This is a genomic window from Halorubrum laminariae, assembly GCF_024494655.1.
Lineage (GTDB): Archaea > Halobacteriota > Halobacteria > Halobacteriales > Haloferacaceae > Halorubrum > Halorubrum laminariae.
The window spans coordinates 322,968-345,200 of the sequence record NZ_JANHDL010000003.1 but is presented as its reverse complement, the minus strand read 5'-3'; the positions used below and the strand labels follow the sequence as shown (position 1 = coordinate 345,200).

At 65.2% G+C, this 22,233-nt stretch carries 15 protein-coding genes and 1 pseudogene; 7 read left to right on the top strand and 9 right to left on the bottom strand.

Annotated elements, in window-relative coordinates; translation table 11 throughout:
- Nucleotides 1-67: 67 nt before the first annotated feature.
- The 3 genes from NO887_RS07780 to NO887_RS07770 all read right to left on the bottom strand — a co-directional run bounded on the left by NO887_RS07780 (nucleotide 68) and on the right by NO887_RS07770 (nucleotide 7,370).
- Nucleotides 68-3,031 (bottom strand): FAD-binding and (Fe-S)-binding domain-containing protein, encoded by a 2,964-nt coding sequence (locus NO887_RS07780; RefSeq protein WP_256417895.1) that lies wholly within the window; start codon nucleotides 3,029-3,031, stop codon nucleotides 68-70.
- 211 nt (nucleotides 3,032-3,242) lie between these two features.
- Nucleotides 3,243-5,501 (bottom strand): NADP-dependent malic enzyme, encoded by a 2,259-nt coding sequence (locus NO887_RS07775; RefSeq protein WP_256417894.1) that lies wholly within the window; start codon nucleotides 5,499-5,501, stop codon nucleotides 3,243-3,245.
- Nucleotides 5,502-5,627: 126 nt separating this feature from the next.
- A complete protein-coding gene (locus NO887_RS07770) occupies nucleotides 5,628-7,370 on the bottom strand; it encodes a thiamine pyrophosphate-requiring protein (RefSeq protein ID WP_256418017.1) in 1,743 nt (580 codons plus the stop codon).
- A gap of 18 nt (nucleotides 7,371-7,388) precedes the next feature.
- Here NO887_RS07770 and ddh point away from each other — a divergent pair, with 18 nt between their 5' ends.
- Nucleotides 7,389-8,327, top strand: coding sequence for a D-2-hydroxyacid dehydrogenase (gene ddh, locus NO887_RS07765; protein WP_256417893.1), 939 nt, complete (start codon nucleotides 7,389-7,391; stop codon nucleotides 8,325-8,327).
- Between the two features lie 306 nt (nucleotides 8,328-8,633).
- Here the strand turns inward: ddh and NO887_RS07760 are convergent, their stop codons facing one another.
- Nucleotides 8,634-9,401 (bottom strand): IclR family transcriptional regulator, encoded by a 768-nt coding sequence (locus NO887_RS07760; protein WP_256417892.1) that lies wholly within the window; start codon nucleotides 9,399-9,401, stop codon nucleotides 8,634-8,636.
- Between the two features lie 235 nt (nucleotides 9,402-9,636).
- On the opposite strand from NO887_RS07760, the gene NO887_RS07755 reads away from it, so the two are divergent.
- Both NO887_RS07755 and NO887_RS07750 read left to right on the top strand, forming a co-directional pair.
- A complete protein-coding gene (locus tag NO887_RS07755; protein ID WP_256417891.1) occupies nucleotides 9,637-10,401 on the top strand; it encodes a helix-turn-helix domain-containing protein in 765 nt (254 codons plus the stop codon).
- A 66-nt stretch (nucleotides 10,402-10,467) separates the two neighbouring features.
- A complete protein-coding gene (locus NO887_RS07750; protein WP_256417890.1) occupies nucleotides 10,468-13,008 on the top strand; it encodes a heavy metal translocating P-type ATPase in 2,541 nt (846 codons plus the stop codon).
- 19 nt (nucleotides 13,009-13,027) lie between these two features.
- Here NO887_RS07750 and NO887_RS07745 read toward each other — a convergent pair whose 3' ends face one another.
- Together NO887_RS07745 and rdfA are read right to left on the bottom strand one after the other, a co-directional pair.
- A complete protein-coding gene (locus NO887_RS07745; protein WP_256417889.1) occupies nucleotides 13,028-14,986 on the bottom strand; it encodes an archaea-specific SMC-related protein in 1,959 nt (652 codons plus the stop codon).
- An 84-nt stretch (nucleotides 14,987-15,070) separates the two neighbouring features.
- Nucleotides 15,071-15,682 (bottom strand): rod-determining factor RdfA, encoded by a 612-nt coding sequence (gene rdfA, locus NO887_RS07740; protein ID WP_256417888.1) that lies wholly within the window; start codon nucleotides 15,680-15,682, stop codon nucleotides 15,071-15,073.
- Nucleotides 15,683-16,678: 996 nt separating this feature from the next.
- On the opposite strand from rdfA, the gene NO887_RS07735 reads away from it, so the two are divergent.
- Together NO887_RS07735 and truA are read left to right on the top strand one after the other, a co-directional pair.
- The gene (locus tag NO887_RS07735) at nucleotides 16,679-17,146 is read left to right on the top strand and encodes a universal stress protein (RefSeq protein ID WP_256417887.1); all 468 of its coding nucleotides are present in this window, start codon (nucleotides 16,679-16,681) and stop codon (nucleotides 17,144-17,146) included.
- Nucleotides 17,143-18,075: a tRNA pseudouridine(38-40) synthase TruA gene (gene truA, locus NO887_RS07730; RefSeq protein WP_256417886.1), complete on the top strand. Its 933-nt coding sequence runs from the start codon at nucleotides 17,143-17,145 to the stop codon at nucleotides 18,073-18,075. The genes NO887_RS07735 and truA overlap by 4 nt, the downstream gene beginning before the upstream one ends.
- A 78-nt stretch (nucleotides 18,076-18,153) precedes the next feature.
- Here the strand turns inward: truA and NO887_RS07725 are convergent, their stop codons facing one another.
- The gene (locus NO887_RS07725) at nucleotides 18,154-18,846 is read right to left on the bottom strand and encodes a DsbA family protein (protein ID WP_256417885.1); all 693 of its coding nucleotides are present in this window, start codon (nucleotides 18,844-18,846) and stop codon (nucleotides 18,154-18,156) included.
- A 129-nt stretch (nucleotides 18,847-18,975) separates the two neighbouring features.
- Between NO887_RS07725 and NO887_RS07720 the strand changes: the two are divergent.
- Together NO887_RS07720 and NO887_RS07715 are read left to right on the top strand one after the other, a co-directional pair.
- A pseudogene (locus NO887_RS07720) lies at nucleotides 18,976-19,269 on the top strand (DUF5779 family protein); the annotation flags it as partial.
- A 104-nt stretch (nucleotides 19,270-19,373) separates the two neighbouring features.
- On the top strand, nucleotides 19,374-20,348 hold the full coding sequence (locus tag NO887_RS07715; protein WP_256417884.1) for a nucleotidyltransferase family protein: 975 nt from the start codon (nucleotides 19,374-19,376) through the stop codon (nucleotides 20,346-20,348).
- Here the strand turns inward: NO887_RS07715 and NO887_RS07710 are convergent.
- Entirely contained in the window at nucleotides 20,345-20,578 is a 234-nt protein-coding gene (locus NO887_RS07710) for a DUF8145 family protein (RefSeq protein WP_256417883.1), read from the bottom strand. The two genes, NO887_RS07715 and NO887_RS07710, sit on opposite strands and share 4 nt — an antisense overlap.
- A gap of 106 nt (nucleotides 20,579-20,684) precedes the next feature.
- Complete coding sequence (locus tag NO887_RS07705) at nucleotides 20,685-22,148, bottom strand: DHH family phosphoesterase (protein ID WP_256417882.1); 1,464 nt, start codon at nucleotides 22,146-22,148, stop codon at nucleotides 20,685-20,687.
- Nucleotides 22,149-22,233: the final 85 nt, after the last annotated feature.

The following is a 22,233-nucleotide window of genomic DNA, read 5'->3' as shown; positions in this document are numbered from 1 at the left end:
GTTCGATCGATTGACCACGATCGCTGTCGCTCGTCTGTGTGTGAAAACGGACGACCCCGCTCGCGTCCTACGCGAGCGAGTCGGCGAGCTTCTCGATCGGGTGCGGCGGTTTTTCGTCGTACTCGTCGCCGATCTGCGTCCGGCAGGACGCGCCGGGCGCGACGACGCTCTCGCCGTCGCTGTCGTCGATCCGGTCGAACAGCATCGACCCGATCGCCTGACTCATCGAGTAGTGTTCGGCCTCGTAGCCGAACGTCCCCGCCATCCCGCAGCAGCTCGTATCGAGCGGGTCGACCCGGAACCCGGTTCGGCGGAGCACCCCGACCGCGTGGTGGTCCTTCTTCACGGACTTCTGGTGACAGTGACCGTGGTACGTGAGCCGCTCCGCGCCGCCGTCAGCGTCGAGCGACTCGTCGAGCCGGTGCACGTCGACGTACTCCAACACGCCGTAGGTGTTGTCCGCGACGCTGGCCGCGTCGTCAGAGGAGAGGAGGTCGAGGTAGTCGGACTGGAACATGACGGCGTCGGAGGGCTCGACGACGACCACGTCGCGGCCATCCGCGACGCGCGGTGCTAGGGCTTCGACGTTGGCTTCTGCGGTTTCGCGCGCCTTGGTCAACAGCCCCTTCGAGTGGGCTGGCCGGCCGCTGTCGGCGATGTCCTCGGCGACCTCGACGTGGACACCCGCGGCTTCGAGCACTCGCACCGCGGCCTTGCCGGCGTCGGGGTTGTTGTAGTTCGTGACCGTGTCGGGTACGAGAACGACGCGGCGCTCCGCGGCCGCCTCGCTCACCGTCGACCCGCCGCGGGCCGTCCACCAGTCGACGAACGTCTCGCGATGGAACGTCGGGAGCGAGCGTTCCTTGGCGATCCCGATCGTCTTCTCCATGACCGCGCGTGCCCCCGGAATCTTCGTCCCGAGATTCGAGAGCGGTGCGGTCGCACTCCCCAGTTTCGAGAGCGTCTCGACGTTGGCGAACAGCTTCGAGCGGAGGTCCGCGCCGTGTTTCTCGTGATGGGCGTTCTCGACCTCGACTTTCATCTTCGCCATATCCACCTCGCTCGGGCAGTCGATCGAACAGCCCTTACAGCCGACACAGAGGTCGAGCACCTCGTGCATGAACTCCGTGTCGAACTGCTCGTCGTCGTCGAGGTCGCCGCTCATCGCCTGCCGGAGGAGGTTCGCACGGCCACGCGTGCTCGTAATCTCTTCCTGCGAGGCGCGGTAGGTCGGGCACATCACGCCGCCGTCTCCGTCTTGGCTCGTGCGGCACCCGCCGCAGCCGTGACAGAGCTCGGCCATTCCTTGGAACCCGTTCTCGTTTTCCCACTCTAAGGCGGGTTCGAACCCGGCGTCGAACTCGTACTCTTCGCCGAACCGGAGGTTCTCGGTCATGTCGTGGTCTCCGCAGACGGTTCCGGGATTCAGCAGCCAGTCGGGGTCGAAGGCGGTCTTCAGGTTCCGGAACACGTGCCAGAGCCGGTCGCCGTACAGCTTCCGGTTCCACTGGGTCCGCGCGCGGCCGTCACCGTGTTCGCCTGACACCGACCCACCGAGGCGCACGGCCAGATCGGTCGCGGCGTCGGAGATGGATTCCATGGTTTCCGTCCCCTCGGCCGTCTTCGTGTTGATGAGCGGCCGGACGTGCATGCATCCCGGTCCGGCGTGCGCGTAGAAGCTCCCGAACGTGTCGTGGTCCTCGAAGATCTTCTTGAACTCTCTCGTGTACTCGGGCAGGTGCTCCGGCGGGATCGCGAGATCCTCGATGAACGCGATGTGCTTGTCGTCACCGGTCCGCGAGAGCAGGATCGGCGTCGAGGCCTTCCGCATCTTCCAGAACTTCTTTTGCGTCTCCTCGTCGTACGCCGTCATCCCGTCGAACGCCAGATCGCCGACGCGGTCGTCGAGCAGATCGTCGACCTGCTGTTTGGCCTCCTCGTCGTCGTCGGCGTAGAACTCGACCAAGAGGAACGTGTCCGTCTCGTCGGGCAACATGCCGATGACGTCTTTGAACTCCTCCAGATCCCGCGCGAGGTCGACGAGCACGCCGTCGAGCACCTCGACCGCGGCCGCGTCGTGTTCGAGGATCGGCCCGACGTCCTCCATCGCGTCGAGCAGGTTATGATAGGTGAGGAGGCCGACCCCCTTCGTCTCCGGGATCGGCTCCAAGCTCACCTCTGCCTCGGTGACGATGGCGAGCGTCCCCTCGCTGCCGACGAGAAGCTTTGCGAGGTTCACCGTCCCGGACTCGGACTCCTCAACGAGCACGTCGAGGTTGTACCCCGAGACGTTCCGCTTGAGGTCCGGGTACCGGTCGTCGATCTCGTCGGCCTCCTCGTCGAGGATCCGGACGACTTCGGCGTAGATCCGTTCGAGCAGTTCGCCGTCGGGGTCTGCACCCTCGCGCAGTTCCGACACCGCGATCTCGCCGAACGTCTCGACGCTCCCGTCAGCCAGCACGGCCTCGACCTCCTCGACGTAGGCGTCGGTCTTCCCGTACTTCAGCGAGTGCGCGCCGGTCGTGTTGTTCCCGATCGCGCCGCCGAGCGCGCTCCGGTCCGCGGTCGACGGGTCGGGAGCGAACTTCAGATCGTGCGGTTCGAGCGTGCGGTTGAGTTCGCCGAGCGTGATCCCGGTCATCGCTCGGGCCCGGCGGCCGTCGGGATCGACATCGAGGATGTCGGTCATGTACCGGGTGAAATCCAGGACGACCGCCTCGTTGACCGACTGGCCGGCGAGGCTCGTCCCACCGCCGCGGGGCAACACGGGGATCTCCTCACCGGCGCAGTACTCAATTACGGCCGCCACGTCGGCGGTCGAGGTCGGGTACACGACCCCGATGGGCGTCACTTCGTACGCCGAGGCGTCCGTGGCGTACATCTGTTTCGAGTATTCGTCGAAGCGTACGTCGCCCTCGACGAGCCCGTCAAGGGCCGAGACGAGCCCCGGGTCAGTGCCGTCTTCGCTGCGGTAGTCGTAGTTCGTTCGCGGATCTGTGGATGGATCGGGAGGTGTGTTCTTGGAAGCCATCTGTATCTCGGTCGTATTATCGTCTCTCGGTGTGGTGGAGGTATGAATGTTACGCGTCAACAGACACCGATAGCGTGACCGACCGCCGCGACAGACGAGACAGTTCCACGTGTCGACGGCGAGCACCAGGCAGACCGACACGAGCACTCCAGCCGCGACGAAAGGGATATCGCGATCCGAGATCCGGAACCGGTGGATCCGCGAGCGCCGATTACTCGCGCTCCTGAGCGTCGACGACGGCGACGGCGGCGAGGTTGACGATATCTTTCACCTCGTCGCCGCGCTGGAGCACGTGGACCGGCTCGTCCATGCCGACGAGCATCGGACCGATCGCCTCGGCGTCGCCGAGCCGCTGGAGCAGCTTGTACCCGATGTTCCCGGATTCGAGGTTCGGGAACACGAGGACGTTCGCAGGCTCGTCGAGGTCGGAGAACTCGTAGGTGTCGGTGAGCATCTCCTCGACGAGCGCCGTGTCCGCCTGCATCTCGCCGTCGACCGGGAAGTCGACCGCGGAGTCCGCACGGAGCATGGCCGCGGCGTCCCGCGGTGCCTGTGTCTCTTCGCCCTCGACGCTCCCGAAGTTGGAGTACGAGAGTAGCGCCGCGCGCGGCTCGACGTTGAACTGCCGGGCCAGTTCCGCGGTGTGTCGCGTCGTCTCGGCGAGCACGTCGGCGTCGGTGTCGCGGTTGACGGTGACGTCCGCGAAGAACACGACGCGGTTCCCGATCGTCAGCATGTAGACGCCGGAGACGTACTCGGCGTCGTCTGCGGTCCCGATGACCTGTAGCGGCGGGCGAAGCGCCGAGGGGTAGTGGTGTGTCAGGCCCGTCAACAGGGCGTCCGCGTCGTTCTGGTCGACCATCACACTGCCGAGGTAGTTGGTGCTGGTCCGGACCAGTTCGCCCGCCTCACTCCGGGTGATCCCCTTGCGCTTGCGGAGTTCGTGCAGTCGGTCCGCGTACGCGTCGTACTCCGCCGTCGTCGGGTCGTTAACCGCCGGCTCGTAGTCGAGGCCAAGCTCGTCTATTGTGGCCGTGATCGCGTCCTGATCGCCCAACAGTACGGGCTCTGCGATCCCCTGCTCGGAGAGTTGGTAGGCCGCGCGGATCATCTTCTCGTCTTCGCCCTCCGCGAGCGCGATGCGCTTCGGGTCCTGTTTGGCCTTGTTGAAGACGATCCGCATCATCTCGCGGGACTTGCCCACGCGCGCCTCTAGGGCGTCGCGATACTCGTCCAGATCGACCTCTTCTCGCGCCGCACCGGACTCCATCGCCGCCTCGGCGACCGCCGGCGCGACCTCGAAGAGGACGCGCGGGTCGACGGGCTTCGGCAGGATGTACTCGGGGCCGAACTGGAGCGGCTCGTCACCATACGCCTTCAACACCGCGTCGGGAACGTCTTGGCGGGCGAGTTCCGCGAGCGCCTCCGCGCAGGCGACTTTCATCTCCTCGTTGATCTCCGAGGCGCGCACGTCGAGTGCGCCGCGGAAGATGAACGGGAACCCGAGGACGTTGTTCACCTGGTTCGGGTAGTCCGAGCGGCCCGTGGCCATGATCACCGTGTCGTCGCGGGCGTTTTTCCCCTCCTCGTAGCCGATCTCGGGGGTGGGATTCGCCATCGCGAAGATGATCGGATTCTCAGCCATCGATCGGACCATGTCCTGCGAGACGATGCCGCCGGCTGAGAGCCCGACGAGCACGTCCGCGTCTTCCATTGCGTCGGCGAGATCGCCGCCCTCGATATCCCGAGCGAAGGCCTGTTTGTACTCGTTGATGTCGCCGGCCTCGGCGCGCTCCTCGGTGATGATGCCCGTCGAGTCACAGAGCACGATGTTGTCGGGGTCGACTCCCAACGAGATGTAGAAGTGTGCGGTTGCGAGCGCCGATGCGCCGGCCCCGGAGAACACGATCTTCATGTCGCCGAGGTCCTTGTCGACGATCTCGGCCGCGTTGATGAGCCCGGATCCGTTGATGATGGCGGTTCCGTGCTGGTCGTCGTGGAACACGGGAATGTCCATCTCGTCTTGGAGTCGGTCTTCGATCTGGAAGCACTCGGGTGCCTTGATGTCTTCGAGGTTGATCCCGCCGAAGGTCGGCTCCATCGCGGCGACGGCCTCACAGAAGGCGTCGGTGTCGTCGATGTCGAGTTCCACGTCGAACACGTCGACGTCAGCGAACCGCTTGAACAGCACGCCTTTTCCCTCCATGACGGGCTTCGACGCCGTGGCACCGATGTCTCCGAGTCCGAGCACCGCCGACCCGTTCGAGACGACACCGACGAGGTTCCCCTTCGCGGTGTAGTCGTACGCCTTCTCCGGCGACTCCGCGATCTTCCGACACGGCCCCGCTACGCCGGGCGAGTACGCGAGCGAGAGGTCACGCTGCGTGTTCGTCGGTTTCGTGGTCGCGATCTCGATTTTTCCCGGCGGATCGGCCTCGTGATACTCCAGTGAGTCGTCCTCTAGAGTCATACCGACATGTTGTCAGACCGGCTTATATATTTATGGGGATTGGTGGGCACGACCGCTCGCGAGCGGAGAATGATACAAAATTCCAAGTACGTGGCCGCCGCGGATTCGGCGGCTGTCTAGCGCAGGTTACTCGAGGTCGGGGCGCGAGAGTTCGGTCTCTTTCGCGGTGATGATCTCGAGCAGCGCGGGCGTCCCCTCCTCGGTCTTCTCGATGGCGCGTTCGAGCGCCGGCGCGACCTCCTCGGGATCCTCGACGCGCTCGCCGTAGCCGCCGAGGGCCTTGCCGACATCGGCGAAGTCGCCGCTAAAGGGCGTGTCGTAGCTCGCCATCTCGTAGTTGTTCAGGTGGATGGTGAGGATCGGCGCGTCCTCGCGAGCGGCCGTCTCGAAGTCCAGGCCGGTCATCCCGATGGCACCGTCGCCCATGATGTTGATACAGAGCTTCTCCGGGAACTGGACCTTCGCGCCGATCGCGAGACCGAGCCCGTAGCCGAGCTGCGTCGTCTTCCCCCACCCGATGTACGAGAGCGGCTCGTCCGTCTCGTAGAAGGGCGCGAGGAAGTCGCGCGGGTTGCCGGCGTCGGCCGTGATGATAGTCTCCGACTCGTCGACGACGTTCGTGATCTCGTGGATCACGCGGTACGGGTTGATCGGCGTCTCATCGGACGTGAGCTTCCCCTCCCACTCGTCGAGCCAGTCGGCCTTGACCGACGCGATCTCGTCGGCGACGTCGTCGAAGCGGCCGCGGTCGTCGTCGACTCGCTCTTCGACCGCGTCGACGACGGCGTCGAGGACGACCTGCGCGTCGCCCACCAGCGCGAGCTCCGAGTCGACGTCCTTGTCGATGTCGGTGGGGTCGAGCGTTGAGTGGATGACTCGTTTCCCCTCCGGGACGGTGATTCCGTAGGCCGTCTCGGTGAAGCTGCAGCCGACGCCGAACAGCACGTCGCACTCGTCGAGGAAGTGGGCGAGCTGGCCGGGTTCACTCTTGCTTCCCGCGCCGAGCGACAGCGGATGGCTCTCCGGGAAGGCGCTCTTGCCGTTCAGGCTCGTCGCGACGGGGGCTTCGAGCGTCTCGGCGAGCTCCTTCAGTTCGTCCCACGCCTTGGCGTAGTGGACGCCCTGCCCGGCGAAGATAACCGGGTTCTCCGCGTCGACGAGCGCGTCGGCGACGGGGGGGACGGATTCGGGGTCGACGCCGGCCCGGTTGGCGGTCGACGGGATGTACTCGAAGTCCTCGGGCGCGTCCTCCCAGAACACGTCTTTCGGGACTTCGACGACTGCGGGGCGCGGACGACCGTTTCGCGCCGCGGAGAACGCTCGGCGGAACGTCTCGCCGATCGCGTCGGGGTCGGTGAGCTGCTCGCAGGTCTTGCTCACACTCTGGTAGGTCACGAGCGAGTTGAATTTCGGATCCACGTCCGTCTTGGCTCGGTCGTACCCCGCCGGGATGGCCACGAGCGGTGCGGACTCGCCGTATGCCTGTGCGACGCCCCCGATGGAGTTCTCGGTTCCCGGCCCGTGCTGGCAGGCGAACGCGACGACCTCGTCGCCGGACGTGAGCCGTCCGATCGCGTCGGCCATGTGGACCGCCGTCCGTTCTTGGCGGGTAATGATCGTTCGCAGTCCGGCCTCTTCTGCGGCCCCGGTGTCGAACAGCGGGTTGCTCGGGAAACCAAATACGTACTCTACTCCTTCCTCTTTCAGCGCGTGTGCAATTGCTTCAGTTACGTTCATCACTAGTCTCTCTTGCGGATACTCCGAACTGCGACACGGGAGGATATAAAAGTATCTGTCGTGGCCGTTCCGACGGTGAGTGGTACCTAGTATCACGCACGTTTGCCGGCTCCCGAAGGACTGATAACCCATTGTGACGACGTTGTCTTCATGCCAGAGCGAGAACGACTCGATCATCTGTACGTCCACGAATCAGTCGAGAACGTCATCCCGCCCGAAGCGTTCGTCGAGGCGTTCGACGGCCTCGACGTATCCGTCGACTTGGTCGGCGACGGGGAGTCGTTCGGCGAGACCGACGCCGTCGCCACGTACGTCCCGCGGCCGGAGTTTCTCGATGCAGGATGGGTTCACTGCATCCGCGCGGGGTACGACGAGTTCGACACCGAGGCGTACGAGGCCGCTGGCGTCCCTCTCACGAACAGCACCGGGATCCACGACACCACGGTCAGCGAGATCGCGATCGGCTACATGGTGTCGCTCGCGCGGCTCTTACATGTGTACCGAGACAACCAGAATGAGGGGAACTGGTACACTCCGGACTACGAGCGCCCCTTCACCGTGGAGAACGAGCGGCTCTGCGTCGTCGGCCTCGGCACCATCGGACAGGGGATCGCGAAGCGGGCCGACGCACTCGGCATGGACGTGGTGGGCGTCCGTCGCTCCGACGAGCCCGTGCCGGGCGTCTCGGAAATCTTCGACCCCGCGGACCTCCACGAGGCGATCGCCGACGCCCGGTTCGTCGCGCTCGCGCTCCCGCACACGCCCGAGACCGAGGGACTGATCAGCGACGAGGAGTTCGACGTGCTGCGCGACGACGCCTACCTCGTCAACGTCGCCCGCGGACCCATCGTCGACGAGGATGCGCTCGTCGACGCGCTGGATCAAGACGCCATCGCGGGTGCCGGCCTCGACGTGTTCGAGACTGAACCGCTCCCGGACGACTCTCCCCTCTGGGACTTCGAGGAAGTGATCATCTCGCCGCACAAGGGGTCCGCCACCAACCGCTACCACCTCGACATCGCCGACCTCGTCAGCGAAAACATCGATCGATACCAGACGGGCGAGACGCTGCGGAACCGCGTCGCCTGATCCCTCGACTGGTTTCGTCATTGCGAACTAAACTGCCAACGCACGCCGCTAGCGGGCCGCCGTCGCCGCGCTACTTTTCGTACGCCTCGTCGTATCGACAATCGTGATCGGCCTCTCCGATCTGCCGAATCCACGTTCTCAACGGCAGCGTGTGAGTTACACTGATCGTTCACCCGGCGTGACTGTGAGTCGATGACTGTTCGCGCGGGAACGGTTCCCTCAAGGTTTCGTATAGGCGAACTATATCGCCGCTGCCCGGCGGAGTATCTTACATTACTACCTTTGTAATTGTAATCTGGACGGGCGTCACTGCCCGTGTGCGAGGGTCACTTCGATGACGTTCGCCGTCTGGTTGAGTATCTCGGTGTACTCGCGCCGCGTGTCGTCGGGTCGCAGGCGACTGATCGGCGTCATGATGCTGATCGCGGCGTTGCGGCGGTCGCCCGTGTCGAGCGGCGTTCCGACGCAGCCGACGCCGCCGAGCCGCTCCTCCTCGTTGTACGCGAACCCCTCGCTGCGTATCTGTGTGAGTTCCTCGAACAGTCCGGAACGCGTGGTGATCGTCTCGTCGGTGCGGGCAGGGAGCCCGTGCCGATCGATGATCTCGTCGACGTGGTCGTCGTCGAGGCTGGCCAGAAGCGCCTTGCCGAGCGCCGTCGTGTGAAGGGACGCGCGCTGACCGAGCCGGCTGTCGAGGTTGATCGCTTGGTCGCCGCGAGCGGTGTAGACGTAGACGCCCTTGCCCTGTTCTTCGAACATCAGGTTCGCCAGTTCGCCGGTCGATTCGGCCAGCTTGTCCAGTTCGGGTTTTGCCACGTCGAACACGCCGTCGTACTGTCGAGCGGTTCCGCCGAACTCCAGACAGCGAAGACCGAGTCGGTAGCCGGTCTCGTGGTTGACCACGAGTCCGTGCTCTTCGAGCGTGATCAGGTGTTTGTACACCGTGCTCTTGGCCAAGTCCAACCGGTCGACCAGATCCGCCATGGGGAGGCCTCCCTCCTCGTCGGCGATGGCGGCCAGTATCCGCATCGAGGTCCCCGTCGCCCGGACCGACTTCGTTTTTGCCCCCTTCATGGCCCGTACTACGCGCGAGACGGCTAATAAGGGTTGTGAGGACGGAATCACTCGGTGTCGTTCCGTCGTCGGGCTGGAATTGGCCGGGCGTCGTTTCGGCGTCGCTCCGGAGTTTCCCCGGTGCCGACGCGGTTTCGCATAGCCGAACTCGTTATCGCGGAGCGTATCGTCGTGAAGAACGCGCCCGCAGGTGTTTGCCGACACGTATTATGCTAGTGGGAACCGTAGGTCGCGTATGCGAGAACTCGTCTTCGCGCTGGAGTACCGTCCCGGGTGCAATCGGGTGGCCGACGCGCTCGCCGAGCACCCCGACGCGCGGGTCCGGTCGCTCTCTCTTCACGCCACCGCGGACCGGCTCTGGCGGGTGGACCACGCGACCGGCACGCGGGCGGCGCTCGACGATCTGGAGGCGGCCTTTCGCGACGCCGACTACTACGCCGACTGCCTCGCGACCGATGACTGCGGCGCGACCCAGACCACGCGCGTGCTCGACCGCGACGGCGACACCCTCGTGTTGTACTCCGACTGGGAGCGCACGCCGCGCTGTGCATCGGTCCCCCACATCGCTCGCGAGCACCTCGGCGAGGGCGTCCTCTTCGAGACGCGCCACGAGGGTCGACACTACACGTGGCGGCTCATCCACCCGGGAACGGGCGACGTGAGCGCGTTCTTCGACGCAATCCGCGCGGCGGTTGGCGACTGCGCCCGTACGGAACTGCTAAAGACCGGGGACACGTCGGCGGCCGATGCCGGGGACGCTGCCACCGCCCGCGGCGATGTCTCCGGTCTCTCACCCGAACAGGAGGCGGCGCTCCGCGCCGCCGTCGAGCACGGCTACTACGAGACGCCGCGCGAGACCGACGTGGGCGGCCTCGCCGATCATCTCAGCGTCCCGCGCTCGACGCTCACGTACCGGCTCCGTCGCGCCGAAGAGCACCTGGCGAAGCGATACGTCGCGGACGAGCGACTAACGGACGCGGCCGCCGAGATGTACCGATAGGCCCGGTACCGCGGGTTGGAATATTCCAACCAAGACTTACCACAGCGCCGCTCGTACCGTCGGGTAATGACAGACGACTCGGACGCGGACCGCGGGCACGAAGGCCACCCGGACGCGGACGGCACGGACGCCGATACGGGGGGGCGGCGAGAGCTGACCGCTCGGCTCGCCATCCCGGAGATGGACTGCCCCTCGTGCGCGCGGAAGGTCGACAGCAGCCTCGGGCGCGTCGACGGCGTCGTGAACGTCGACCTCAATCCGACGACCGGAACCGCCGCGGTCACCTACGACGCCGACCGTACCGACGAGGCCGCCGTGGTCGCCGCGATAGAGGCCGCGGGCTACGAGGTGAGCGGCGGCCGGCGAGGGGCAGCCGAGCGCGCCGGAGGGAGCGACGGCGCGAACGCCGACGGCGAGAGGGATTCTCCCGGCGTCGACGCCGCCGATTCGGGCGGCGTCGCCGTCGCACCGCCCACCGAGGTTTGGACGAGCACGCGCGCGAAGAAGACGTGGGTCGGGGCCGCCCTCGTCGTGCTCGGTCTCGCGTTCGAGTTCGTCTTGACCGGCCAGAACGCCGCGGTGGCGAGCGTCCTCGGCGCGACAGTCACGGTCGCGGACGCGCTGTTTCTCGGCGCGGTCGCGGCCAGCGGCGTACCGGTGATCCGCGACGGATACTACTCCGCGCGCAACCGCAGCCTCGACATCGACTTGCTGATGGGGACGGCCATCGTCGCGGCAAGCGGCATCGGGTACTTTGTCGAGGCTGCGACGCTCGCGGTCCTGTTCAGCGTCGCGGAGTTGTTGGAGGATTACGCGATGGACCGCGCCCGCGACTCGCTGCGCGAACTGATGGAGCTGTCGCCGGACGAGGCCACCGTCCGCCGTGAGGGCGAAGCGGTCACCGTGCCCGCGAGCGAGGTCGCAGTCGGCGAGATCGTGACCGTCCGGCCGGGCGAGAAGATCCCGCTCGACGGGACGGTCATCGAGGGCGAAAGCGCCGTCGACCAGTCGCCGATCACGGGCGAGAGCGTTCCTGTCGACAGGACGCCCGGCGACGAGGTGTTCGCCGGCAGCATCGCCGCGGAGGGATACCTCGAAATCGAGGTCACCTCGGTCGCCGGCGACTCGACGCTCGCGCGGATCATCGAGATGGTACAGGGTGCACAGGCGAAGCGCACGGAGACGGAGCGCTTCGTCGACCGCTTCGCGGGATACTACACCCCGGTCGTCGTCGTCCTCGCGATCGCGACGGCCGCGCTCCCACCGCTTTTCATCGCCGACCCAGTGGCGGTCGAGATAGCGGGATACGGTGTCACGTTCGTCGGTGACTGGGGCACTTGGTTCGTCCGCGGTCTCACCCTGCTCGTCATCGCCTGCCCCTGCGCGTTCGTCATCTCGACGCCCGTCTCCGTCGTCTCCGGGATCACGAGCGCCGCGAAGAACGGCGTCCTGATCAAGGGCGGCAACCACCTGGAGGCCATGGGAAACGTCGATGTCGTCGCCTTCGACAAGACGGGAACGCTCACGCGCGGCGAACTCGCGGTCACCGACATCGTCCCCGTCGACGGGACCGACGCGTCGACCCTCCTCCGGTACGCCGCCGCCGTCGAGCGTCGCAGTGAGCACCCGATCGCCGCGGCGGTCCTCGCGCACGCCGAATCCGCTGTCGACGACGCGGGCGACGCGGCCGGCACGGCCGACACCACGGGAACTACAGGAGAGACTCAACCGGAAACCACCGAGTTCGAGAGCCTGACTGGCAAGGGTGTGCGCGCCGTCGTCGACGGCAAGACGTACTACGCCGGCAAGCCGGCGCTGTTCGAAGAGCTCGGATTCGACCTCACGTTTGACTCCACTAGCGACCGCGCGGCGACCGACGGCGGCGAGATGACCGGGAACGCGGCCGACAGCGGTGAGGTGAAAGAGCCGGTCGGTAGCGCCGACAACACCGGAACGCTCGACGCGGAGACTATCGACGCACTGGAGCGAGCGGGCAAGACGGTGATCCTCGTCGGGACCGACTCCGCGCTCCTCGGTGCCATCGCCGTCGCAGACGACGTGCGGCCGGACGCGGCCGGCGTCGTCTCGCGGCTGCGCGACCTCGGCGTCGACCGCGTCGTCATGCTGACTGGCGACAACGAGGGAACCGCGAGGGCGGTCGCAGAGCAGACGGGTATCGACGAGTACCGCGCGGGGCTGTTACCGGCGGACAAAGTCGAGGCGGTCGAGGCGCTGCAGGCAGAGTACGGGTCGGTCGCGATGGTCGGCGACGGGATCAACGACGCGCCGGCGATGGCGACGGCCGACGTCGCCGTCGCGATGGGCGCAGCCGGCACCGACACCGCGCTCGAAACGGCTGACATCGCGCTGATGGGCGACGACGTGGGAAAACTCCCGTACCTCTACGCGCTCTCGCATTCCGCGAACGGCGTCATTCGGCAAAACATCTGGGCCAGCCTCGCCGTGAAGTTCCTGTTGGCGCTCGGGGTGCCCCTCGGGCTCGTGAGCGTCGCCATGGCAGTCGTCGTCGGGGACATGGGAATGAGCCTCGGCGTCACGGGCAACGCATTGCGGTTATCCGGGATCGACCCGAAGCGGTACGAGTGAGCCACTGAGGGATCGGCGGTCAGATCGACTCGACCGTGTGGTGGTCGCCCGAGATAGCGGCCGCGTCCTCGGGCAACAGGGCGACGACGAGATAGCCGGCGTACTCGCGCAGATACTCCACCATCGCGGCGATTCGGTCCGAGTCGATCGCCTCAAGCGAGTCTAACACCATGAACGGCAGCGTCTCGTACACGTCGTGGACGAGGTACCCCGCCAGCGCGAAGACGAGCCCTGTCACCTCGCGCTCGCTCTCGGAGAGGTGGTCGACGGTGTCGCGGTAGGCGCTCCCGTCGTCACCAGAGCGCACGACGTGGAGGTCGAAGCGTGCCCGCGAGACCTTGCGGCGTCCCTCCCGAACCTCCGCCTCGCGGCGCTCGATCCAAATCCGGTCGATGTTGTCGTACCCGAGCACGTCCAACACCGCGGCCATGTGCTCGTTGAACGCGTCGACGGCGTCGGCCTCGATCCGGTCCACGCGCGTGCGGAGATCGGTCAGATCGTCGGCCACCGCGTCGCGCCGCTCGCTGAGCGTCTCGCGCTCGTCGAGCTTCGCTTCGGTCTCTTCGATCTCGTCGTCGACGTCCGCCAAGTCCGACTCCAGCCGATCGACGCGCAGTTCCAGCTCGTTGGCCTCGCGGTGCCGCTCTATCACCTCGTCGTACTCGCCGGCCCCCACGTCCTCCGTCTCCGCCTCACGCTCTTGCACGCGGGCTTCGGCGTCCTCACGCTCGGCTTCGAGCGAATCGATCCGGTCTTCCACCTCCTCGATCTCCGTTTCGACCGCATCAAGGCGCTCCTCGGCCCGCTGTCGCTCGCGTCGTCGTTCTCTGAGGGCCGACCGCTTCGAGGTTAGTTCCGAGATGCGGTCCCGAACGTCGTTTCGTTCCTCCAGCTTGTCGCTTCGGAGATCTCGGAGCGCTCCGACGGTGTCGCCGATCCGGTCGCGTTCGACCTCTGAGCCGCAGGTCCAACACACGACCTCGTCGGAGTCGAGCAGTTCGTCCGTGACGGACTCTGACTCCGAGTCGGGGGAGTCACCGTTCGAACGGCGTTCGAAGGCGACATCGAGCCCGTCACCCTCCAGCATCTCTTCGTTGAAGCTGATCACGCTTCCGAGCTCATTCAGCGTCTCGTCGAGCGCGCGCTTCCGCTCGCGAAGTTCGGTGAGACGACCGTCGAGCCGCTCCGGGTCCTCCTCGACAGGATCCGACTCTTCGAGGGTCACTTCCAAGTCGTCACGTTCGGAACGGAGTTCTGCCAGCGTGGACTCTTCGGTCTCGATCTCGAACGCGAGATCCTCGACCTCGGAACGGGCCTCGCGGACGCGCTGGAATGCCGCTTCCAACTCCTCTTTTCGAGAGCGGCTCTCTTCGAGGTCTGCGTCCAGTTCGTCGATCGCCGCCTGCGCGTCCGCGAGATCCGCGCGGGCCTCTTCGAGTTCGTCGACGATCTCCGCCCGTCTCGTCTCCAGATCTGGGAGAGTGGATTCGAGCTGGTCCAGATCCGCGATCTGTTCGTCGATATTGTCTTTTTCGGCCTCCAGCTCCCGTATCTCCGCTTCGATCTGGTCGGTATCGACCGGTCGCATGATTATCTCGCGGAGGTCGTCGCCGCGGGCGACGGCGCGCCGCGACTCGTTGTTCTCGAGAAGGAACGCGAACAGGTCAGCGAGCTCCGGGTCGTCGAGATACGGATCGCCGCCGAACGCGACCGTGTCGCCGCGTCGGGTGAGCGTCCGCGTGTACGTCTCCTCGCCGACCGTGAGTTCGACACGTCCCTCCGCCGCATCGCCCTTCAGCGACGGTCGGGTACTGCCGAGCCCGGCCATGAGCGCCTGCAGGAACGACGTTCGATTGGTGGCGTTACGGCCGCTGAGGACCGTCACACCCGGCTCGATCTCAACTTCAGTCTCGTCTATTCCCCCCACGTTACTGGCGTGAACGCGGACGGACGACTCCGAAAGCATCGTCGGCTCCATTACACGAGTGGTATCAGTGCGACTGATATAATTGTTATGTAATTTTTAAATCACGATCCGGCACACCGATAGCCGACGATACTCCTACGATTCGCCGCAGTCACAACCGCCCGAGCGAAGTAGATCGCTGACGGCGTAGTCGGCCCCGCAGTCCGAACAGATCGCGCGCACGTCGACCAGCAGTTCGTAGTCGTGATCGGTCAGTTCACCTGCCTCGACGAGCGATTTCACGGTCGACTCCGTGACTGCGGCGGTCCGTCCCTGCAGGCGCTCCAGCGTCTCCAGTTTCCGATCGACGCGTCCCTCGGACCGGTCGGGGAGTTCCGCCTCGCGGTAGCTCGTGAGATACGTGTGGACGGCCTGGTGTGTAACGAAATCACTGAGGACGGCGTCGACATCGATGCCAGCCTGTTCCAGATCGCGCCGTTTGCGCATTCGATCTGCGCTCCCCGTCTCTTCGTCCGTCAGCGCCGCGTAGGCGCTCTCGACGTCGCTTTCAACCGCCGAGTGGTCTGCCTCGCGCATCGCTGCCGCCAAGACGCGGCGGTTGAACACGTCCGCGAGGTCCCGGAGGCTCGTCCGGTCCCCGTCCGCTCCGGTCCATCGACGTTCCAACGCCGCGCCCAACCCGTCTAGATCGTACGCCTCAATCACCCGCGCGACCTTGCTGTTCGGCCGCGACGACGTATCAGTCATGCCTCCTCTTTGCTCTCCACCTTTACAAAAATAGCGGTGTAACAAATCGTGCGGTCGATCGGTGTGTACCGCCGATCCAAATCCGGATAGCGCCCGATACGTACTAACCGAGATGCTTTGGTTTGAGTCGGGATCGTCAGTTTGGGCCGATATGCATCGAGTACCGTGATAATGAAACGATACCGAGATTCGTCCGAGCAGTTCGGGCACTCCTGTGCGTATCGGGGCATCGAGAGGATCGGAAACTGATATATCACAAATAAATTCATATACTATTTTCTATAATATAGGCCGGTGTCACTTAAACTCGGATCCGATGTGACACGGCTGTCCCAGTCGTACCGACTGTAATTGCAGCCGAGATAGCGGGTACAGTGCTATCGGAACATCCGTAGCAGACGGAGACGGCGTGAAATCGTCGGCCGCCGAAGGCCAGTTCTCGATCGACTGCTGGAGTAGGCATTGCAGACGGCCGCTGGCGACGGCTTATAAAAACCGTGCGGTGGCGCGCCTCCGAGCGGCCGGCAGGCCGCGAGGAGCCCGCGAGGGACGCCGCGAGCACCTTTATAAGGTGCGAGCAGAGAGGCTGGGGAGGTGTGAGGCCACGGTGCGGAGCGGTCGGGGCGTTGAACGTGTCTACCACGCCGTCTATCACATATAAATAAGCAGCCAAGACATGAGAGCCGATCACTGCGCCAGCAACGATATATAAACGGTTGCCGGCAACACCGCTCACCGGCAACACCGCTCACCGGCAACACCGCTCGCCCGCTTATGAATTCCAACACCAACTGTGTGCGACACTCACTCCCAGAGCCACGCGGATATGCATTTTCGAATATCATAAACATATTTTTTATGAATATTTTAGGTATCCTCTATTAATCTGATATTTATTAGATTGTTCCGTCGGACCGTGTTTGCGAGTGACATCCGCGTAGTCGAGCACCGAACACGGCCGGTATCGTTTTGCGTCCGGCGCGACGACCCTGACACATGTACGACACCATCTTGCTTCCCGTCGCGCCCGGCGGCAAGGCGAACAGTGCGATCCCCCACGCGTCGAGCCTCGCCGAACGCTACGACGCGACCGTCCACGTCGTGAGCGCCATCGATACTGTGGCACAGACGCTTCGAGGGCCGCAAGCCGGCGCGTTCGCAGAGCGCGTCGAAGACGCCGCAGAAACGCGCGTCGAAGAAGTCACGGGAGAACTTGAGGCGGCCGGCGTCGAGGTCGTCGGAAACGTCGTTCGCGGCGAGCCGATCGACGTGATCGAGAACGCTATCAACGACAGCGGTGCCGACCTCGTCGTGATGCCGAGCCACACCCGAACGGGGCTTCAGCGCGTGCTCTTGGGAAGCGTCACGGAGAAAGTGGTCCGGCTTTCGCCGGTGCCGGTGGTCACCGTTCCGATCCGCGAATCGGACGAGTCGCAGGCCGGACCGGCGGACGACGCGGCGTGACCAACGCGTCGGAGACCACACACGAGACTACCGCGTCGGAGACCGCACACACGGCTGACGAGCCGGAGACCGCAGGTCGGACACGCGCGTTCAGAGTCGCGTACGACGGTCGCGAGTACGCGGGATTTCAGCGACAGCCCCACGCGACGACGGTCGAAGGGACCCTGTTGCGGGCGCTCGCGAAACACGAGATCCTCGACCGCGGCGACGGAGCGACCCACGCGACGCCGCCGGGGTACGCCGCCGCCGGACGGACGGACGCCGGCGTCTCCGCGGTGGCACAGACGGTGGCCTTCAGGGCCCCGGAGTGGCTTACTCCGCGAGCGTTCAACGGCCATCTCCCCGGATCGGTTCGGGTGTGGGCCGCTGCCGACGCACCCGACGGATTCCACGCGACTCACCACGCGGTTCGGCGGACCTACCGATACCACCTCTACGCGCCGGCCGAGAGTATCAACGACGAGCGCGTCGCAGATGCGCTCGCGCGGTTCTCGGGCGAACACGACTTTCACAACCTGACGAGCGACGAGAGCGGGACCGTTCGCGACCTCGAGGTGACGGCGACCCGGAAAGATGATCTGCTCGTCATCGAGATATCGGCCGGCGGGTTCCCGCGGGCGTTCGTTCGTCGACTCGTCGCCGCAGCCCGAACGATAGGCCGGGGCACCGCCGATACCGCGTACGCCGACCGCCTGCTCGACGACGAGCCTGTGCCCGGCGAACTCGGCGTCGGGCCGGCACCACCGGAACCGCTGGTCCTCTGGGACGTGGCGTACGACGATCTGGCGTTCGCCGTCGACGCGGAAGCCGCAGCGAGCGCGCGCTCTGCGTTCGACGAGCGCCACCGTAGTGCCCGTCACGACGCCGCAACGACGGGTGCCATACGCGACCGAATCGCGACGAGCGAAATGAGCGGTGCCGATCGGTGAGAAGGATCGGAAAGCCGGTCGGCCAGACGAAACGATGCGTCCGGAGCCGACGAGACCAGAGTGGTCGACAGAAACAGTTCAGTTAGAGAGGGCCGACTCGATGGCCGTCGCGATGGCGTCTGCGCTGTACCCCTCGACGGGGTCGCCGTTCACGAAGATAGCCGGCGTGCCGGAGAGGCCGATCGACTCGCCCTCGCTTCGGTCGCTCATCGACGCCTCCTCGTAGGCGGCGAACTCCGCGTCGGCGATGGCCGCACAGGGGTCCCCGCCCGCGGCCTCGGCGGCCGCGCCGATCGCCTCGCCGCTGTAGTTCCCCTGTGACTCGTAGACTGCCGTCGAGAAGGCAAAAAAGGCCTCGTCGCCGTTGCGCGCTCCGACGCCGCGGGCCGCGCTCGCGACGGGGACCGCCCACGTCTCGTTGACTGGGATGGGAAAATCCCAGTGTTCGTACCGCACGTCCCCCGGCGCGAGGTACTCCTCGCGGATCGTCGGGAACTCGTCAAGCTTGTAGCTCGCACAGTGGGGACACGTGAAATCCTCGAACGCCTGCACGAGGACGTCTGCTTCCGGATCGCCGAGTGTGGGACGGTACTCTAGATCCGGGTCAGTGGGCTCTGTCAGATCGCAGTCGTACGTCCCGGTTTCGAGGGAGGCACCGGAGTCGTCGTTGCCGCCGCTTCCGCTACCGCCATCGGCACCAAGACAGCCGGCCGCACCGACGACACCGGTAGCCACAGCACTCGTGAGCAAGGACCGCCGCGTATACTCCATGCGTTGGATCCGTTCGGAACGCACTTAACCACACCGCGATCCGGCCGATTTTATCAGAATGCGACCGTCCGAAGTACCCGCACTGCGACCGGTCCGAACGTTTTTGCCGTCGCCTCGTGACGCTGTAGTATGAGCGACTGGGATCTCGATCTCCGAGACGCCGAAGAGAAGATGGACGAGGCGTTCGCGGCAAGCGGCGACGTCGTCCTCGGCGTCCTCGACGGGACTACCGATCCCGACGAGTGGATCCGCAGCGTCGACTACGGAAACACGCTCGTGTTGACCGTCGACGGCGATCTCAACGAACTCGCAGCCGGATTCGCCCGCGACGTCAAGGACATGGGCGGCGAACTGATGCACTTCCGCGGATTCCTCGTCGTTACTCCGCCCGGCGTTGCCATCGACACCGACCGGTTGAGCGACTGACCGATCGCGTTCGCAAACGCGTCGGTACGACGGGTATCGTCGTGTTTCCGAGTGGTGACAGTAGCACAAGAAGTATGCCGCTTCGGTGAGAGTGTCTCCGCATGAAAGCCGTCGTACTCGCGGGGGGATACGCGACCAGACTCTGGCCCATCACCCATGACCGACCGAAGATGTTCCTTCCGGTCGGAGAAAACACCGTCATCGACGAGATATTCGCGGACTTAGAGGCCGACGACCGCGTCGATGAGGTGTTCGTCTCGACGAACGAACGATTCGCTGATACGTTTGTGGAGTACCTCGACGACAGTCCCTTCGAGAAACCGACACTCTCGGTCGAAGAGACCGTTGAGGAAGACGAGAAGTTCGGTGTCGTGGGCGCGCTCGAACAGCTCGTCGAGCGCGAGGGCGTCGACGACGACCTGATCGTCGTCGCCGGCGACAACCTGATCAGCTTCGATCTGGGCGAGTTCGCTACCTTCTTCGAGGAGAAGAGAACGCCGACGCTGGCCGCCTACGACGTCGGCGACCGCGAGCGCGCGAAGTCGTACGGTCTCGTCGACCTCGACGGCGACGAGGTGATCAACTTCCAAGAGAAACCCGACGATCCGAAAACGACACTCGTCTCCATCGCCTGCTACGCGTTCCCGGCCGAGACGCTCCCCGACCTCTCGACGTACCTCGAAGACGGGAACAACCCGGACGAGCCCGGATGGTTCCTCCAGTGGCTCCAAGAACGCGGCTCGGTCCACGCGTTCACCTTCGACGGCGCGTGGTTCGACATCGGGACCGCCGACAGCTACCTCGACGCGGTCGCGTACGCACTCGACAACGGGAGCCTCGTCGCCGACGGAGCGACGGTCGAGAACACCGAGATCGGCGACGTGGTCCACGTGATGGACGGCGCGACGGTCACTGACTCGACGCTCGACCGCGCGGTGGTCTTCCCGGACGCAACGATCACGGACTCGACGATCCGAAACTCCGTGATTGACGAGGGCGCGACGCTTTCTGGTGTCGACCTCTCCGGCGCGCTGATCGGCGCGTACACCTCGATCACCGACGGTGACGGGTTCTAAGGGAGCTCGGCGTCCGCTCTCTCCTTCGCGATCTCGTCTGCTTGATCATGCATGTGGTGATAAGAGTCGAACGCTGGACTCCCGTCTCTGTCAACCGGATCGAAACACACCCGTCGGTGCCGATCGTTGTCGAGACGATTGACGACGAATCCGTCGCCGTGACGCGATACCGACTCGTAGGGGTCACCGCAGGCGGGACAGACGGCGGGCGGATCCGCTGGGACGTGCATGGTGGCGTCGATTCGCGTGTCTCTGTCCGGGCTGGACGGGCAAAACCTATCCGCCGCACTCCGAGGTAGCTGCTCCACGTGGGAGCCGGCTCTGTGAGACCGTGCCCTACGAGCCGTTACTGCTCTCGTTGCTCCCGCCCTCGACGCCGAGCGTGTCGAACAGCTTCCGGCGGACGGCCTCCTCGGTGAGTTCGAGCAGCGTGTCGCGGTTGTCGCCGCTTGCGTCGATTCCCGTGAATATCCCGAGCGGTATCTCCAGTGACCCCTGCGTCGAGTGGCCGGCGGCGTCGCCCATCTCCGAGAACGCCTCGTCGAGGACGTTTCCGATGTTCAGGCGGATGTCCTTCGAGCGGGCCGCGAGGTAGATCGTGTCGTCGGCGATCCCCAACACGGCCGTAGTCGTGATCCCCTCTAGGTTGAGGAGATGTTGGGCGGCCTGCGCGAGCGCCTCACGATCTCGGATGAATCCCGCGGTCGAGAACAGGTGGCTTCCCTGTACCTCCCGGTTCTGGATCGCCTCGGCGAGCACGTCTAGCGTCTCCGGACTCATCGACGGCGACTCCACCTGTTCGAGCGTGTCGTGGTTCGCGAACGGGTGGAGATACGCCGCCGCCGTCAGGTCTGCGGGCGTCGTGTCTCGCTTAAAATCGAGCGTCTCGGCGCGAATTCCGTACAACAGCGCGGTCGCGACCGCCTCCGTCGGTGACTGATCGAACTCTTGGAGATACTTCGTGAGGATTGTCGACGTCGAGGAGACGTTCGTGCGCACGTCGACGAACCGTGCGTCGAAGGGCACGTCGGCCTCTAGGTGGTCGATGTAGATGTCGATCTCGGTATCAAAGTCGAACCCGTCGTCCGCGGACTTCGCGAGGTCAACCGCGGCGATAGTCCCGTACTCCGAAAGCGCTGGGGCCTCCGACCGCGCCACGAGGTCGATCCCGAGGAGATTGACGAACGCTCGGTTCTCTTGGTGGCCGACATCACCGGAGTAGAGAATATCGGCCTCGACGCCGAACGCGTCCGCAATGGCCTGCAGCGCGGTCGCCGACGCGATCGAGTCCGGCTCCGGGTTGTCGTGGGTTAATATCGCCATCCGCCCGTCCCCCGACTCGACAATCTCTGCCAGCTGACGAGCCATATACTCTAGCTCTCCGGTTTCGAGCGACTGGAGCGCACTGTCGGCGATCACCGTCGAGGGGTTGATCACCACGTCAGCGCCGCGATCGCGGAGTTCGTCTTCGCTCACCGGATCGGACGCCCGAACGACCACGTAGTGGTCGCCGCCGGTATCTCGAATCGCCGAGACCGCCGCCTTGTTGGCCTCGACATCGCTGGCGAGGATCAACACGATGTCGCGGTCGGCCAGTTCCTCGGTCACGTCGGGCTCGGCGATGTCCTGTACCCGGGCGTTGAGGTCCTGATCACGGAGCGCCTCGACGCGGCTCTCGTCCCGGTCGAGGATGAGCACGTCCTTGCCGCGACCCGTGAGTTCCTCCGCGACGGCGTGCCCGACGCTTCCACAGCCGAGGATGGCGTACCGCGTCCGCGCCGATCCGGATGCCCCACTCATTGGCGGTTGTTCCGCGGGACGACACTTAACGAGTGCGTTCTCTCTCACGACGCGCCGGCCGCCGCGAACGTCTCGCTGCGGCTGG

Coding starts and splice junctions, on each gene's coding strand:
- NO887_RS07755 (WP_256417891.1), top strand. CDS start 9,637: ATGCGAGAACTCGTCTTCGCGCTGGAGTACCGTCCCGGGTGCAATCGG.
- NO887_RS07770 (WP_256418017.1), bottom strand. CDS start 7,370: ATGGGTTATCAGTCCTTCGGGAGCCGGCAAACGTGCGTGATACTAGGT.
- NO887_RS07745 (WP_256417889.1), bottom strand. CDS start 14,986: ATGGAGCCGACGATGCTTTCGGAGTCGTCCGTCCGCGTTCACGCCAGT.
- NO887_RS07735 (WP_256417887.1), top strand. CDS start 16,679: ATGTACGACACCATCTTGCTTCCCGTCGCGCCCGGCGGCAAGGCGAAC.
- NO887_RS07715 (WP_256417884.1), top strand. CDS start 19,374: ATGAAAGCCGTCGTACTCGCGGGGGGATACGCGACCAGACTCTGGCCC.
- NO887_RS07705 (WP_256417882.1), bottom strand. CDS start 22,148: ATGAGTGGGGCATCCGGATCGGCGCGGACGCGGTACGCCATCCTCGGC.
- NO887_RS07780 (WP_256417895.1), bottom strand. CDS start 3,031: ATGGCTTCCAAGAACACACCTCCCGATCCATCCACAGATCCGCGAACG.
- NO887_RS07710 (WP_256417883.1), bottom strand. CDS start 20,578: ATGCACGTCCCAGCGGATCCGCCCGCCGTCTGTCCCGCCTGCGGTGAC.
- rdfA (WP_256417888.1), bottom strand. CDS start 15,682: ATGACTGATACGTCGTCGCGGCCGAACAGCAAGGTCGCGCGGGTGATT.
- NO887_RS07750 (WP_256417890.1), top strand. CDS start 10,468: ATGACAGACGACTCGGACGCGGACCGCGGGCACGAAGGCCACCCGGAC.
- NO887_RS07775 (WP_256417894.1), bottom strand. CDS start 5,501: ATGACTCTAGAGGACGACTCACTGGAGTATCACGAGGCCGATCCGCCG.
- ddh (WP_256417893.1), top strand. CDS start 7,389: ATGCCAGAGCGAGAACGACTCGATCATCTGTACGTCCACGAATCAGTC.
- NO887_RS07725 (WP_256417885.1), bottom strand. CDS start 18,846: ATGGAGTATACGCGGCGGTCCTTGCTCACGAGTGCTGTGGCTACCGGT.
- NO887_RS07760 (WP_256417892.1), bottom strand. CDS start 9,401: ATGAAGGGGGCAAAAACGAAGTCGGTCCGGGCGACGGGGACCTCGATG.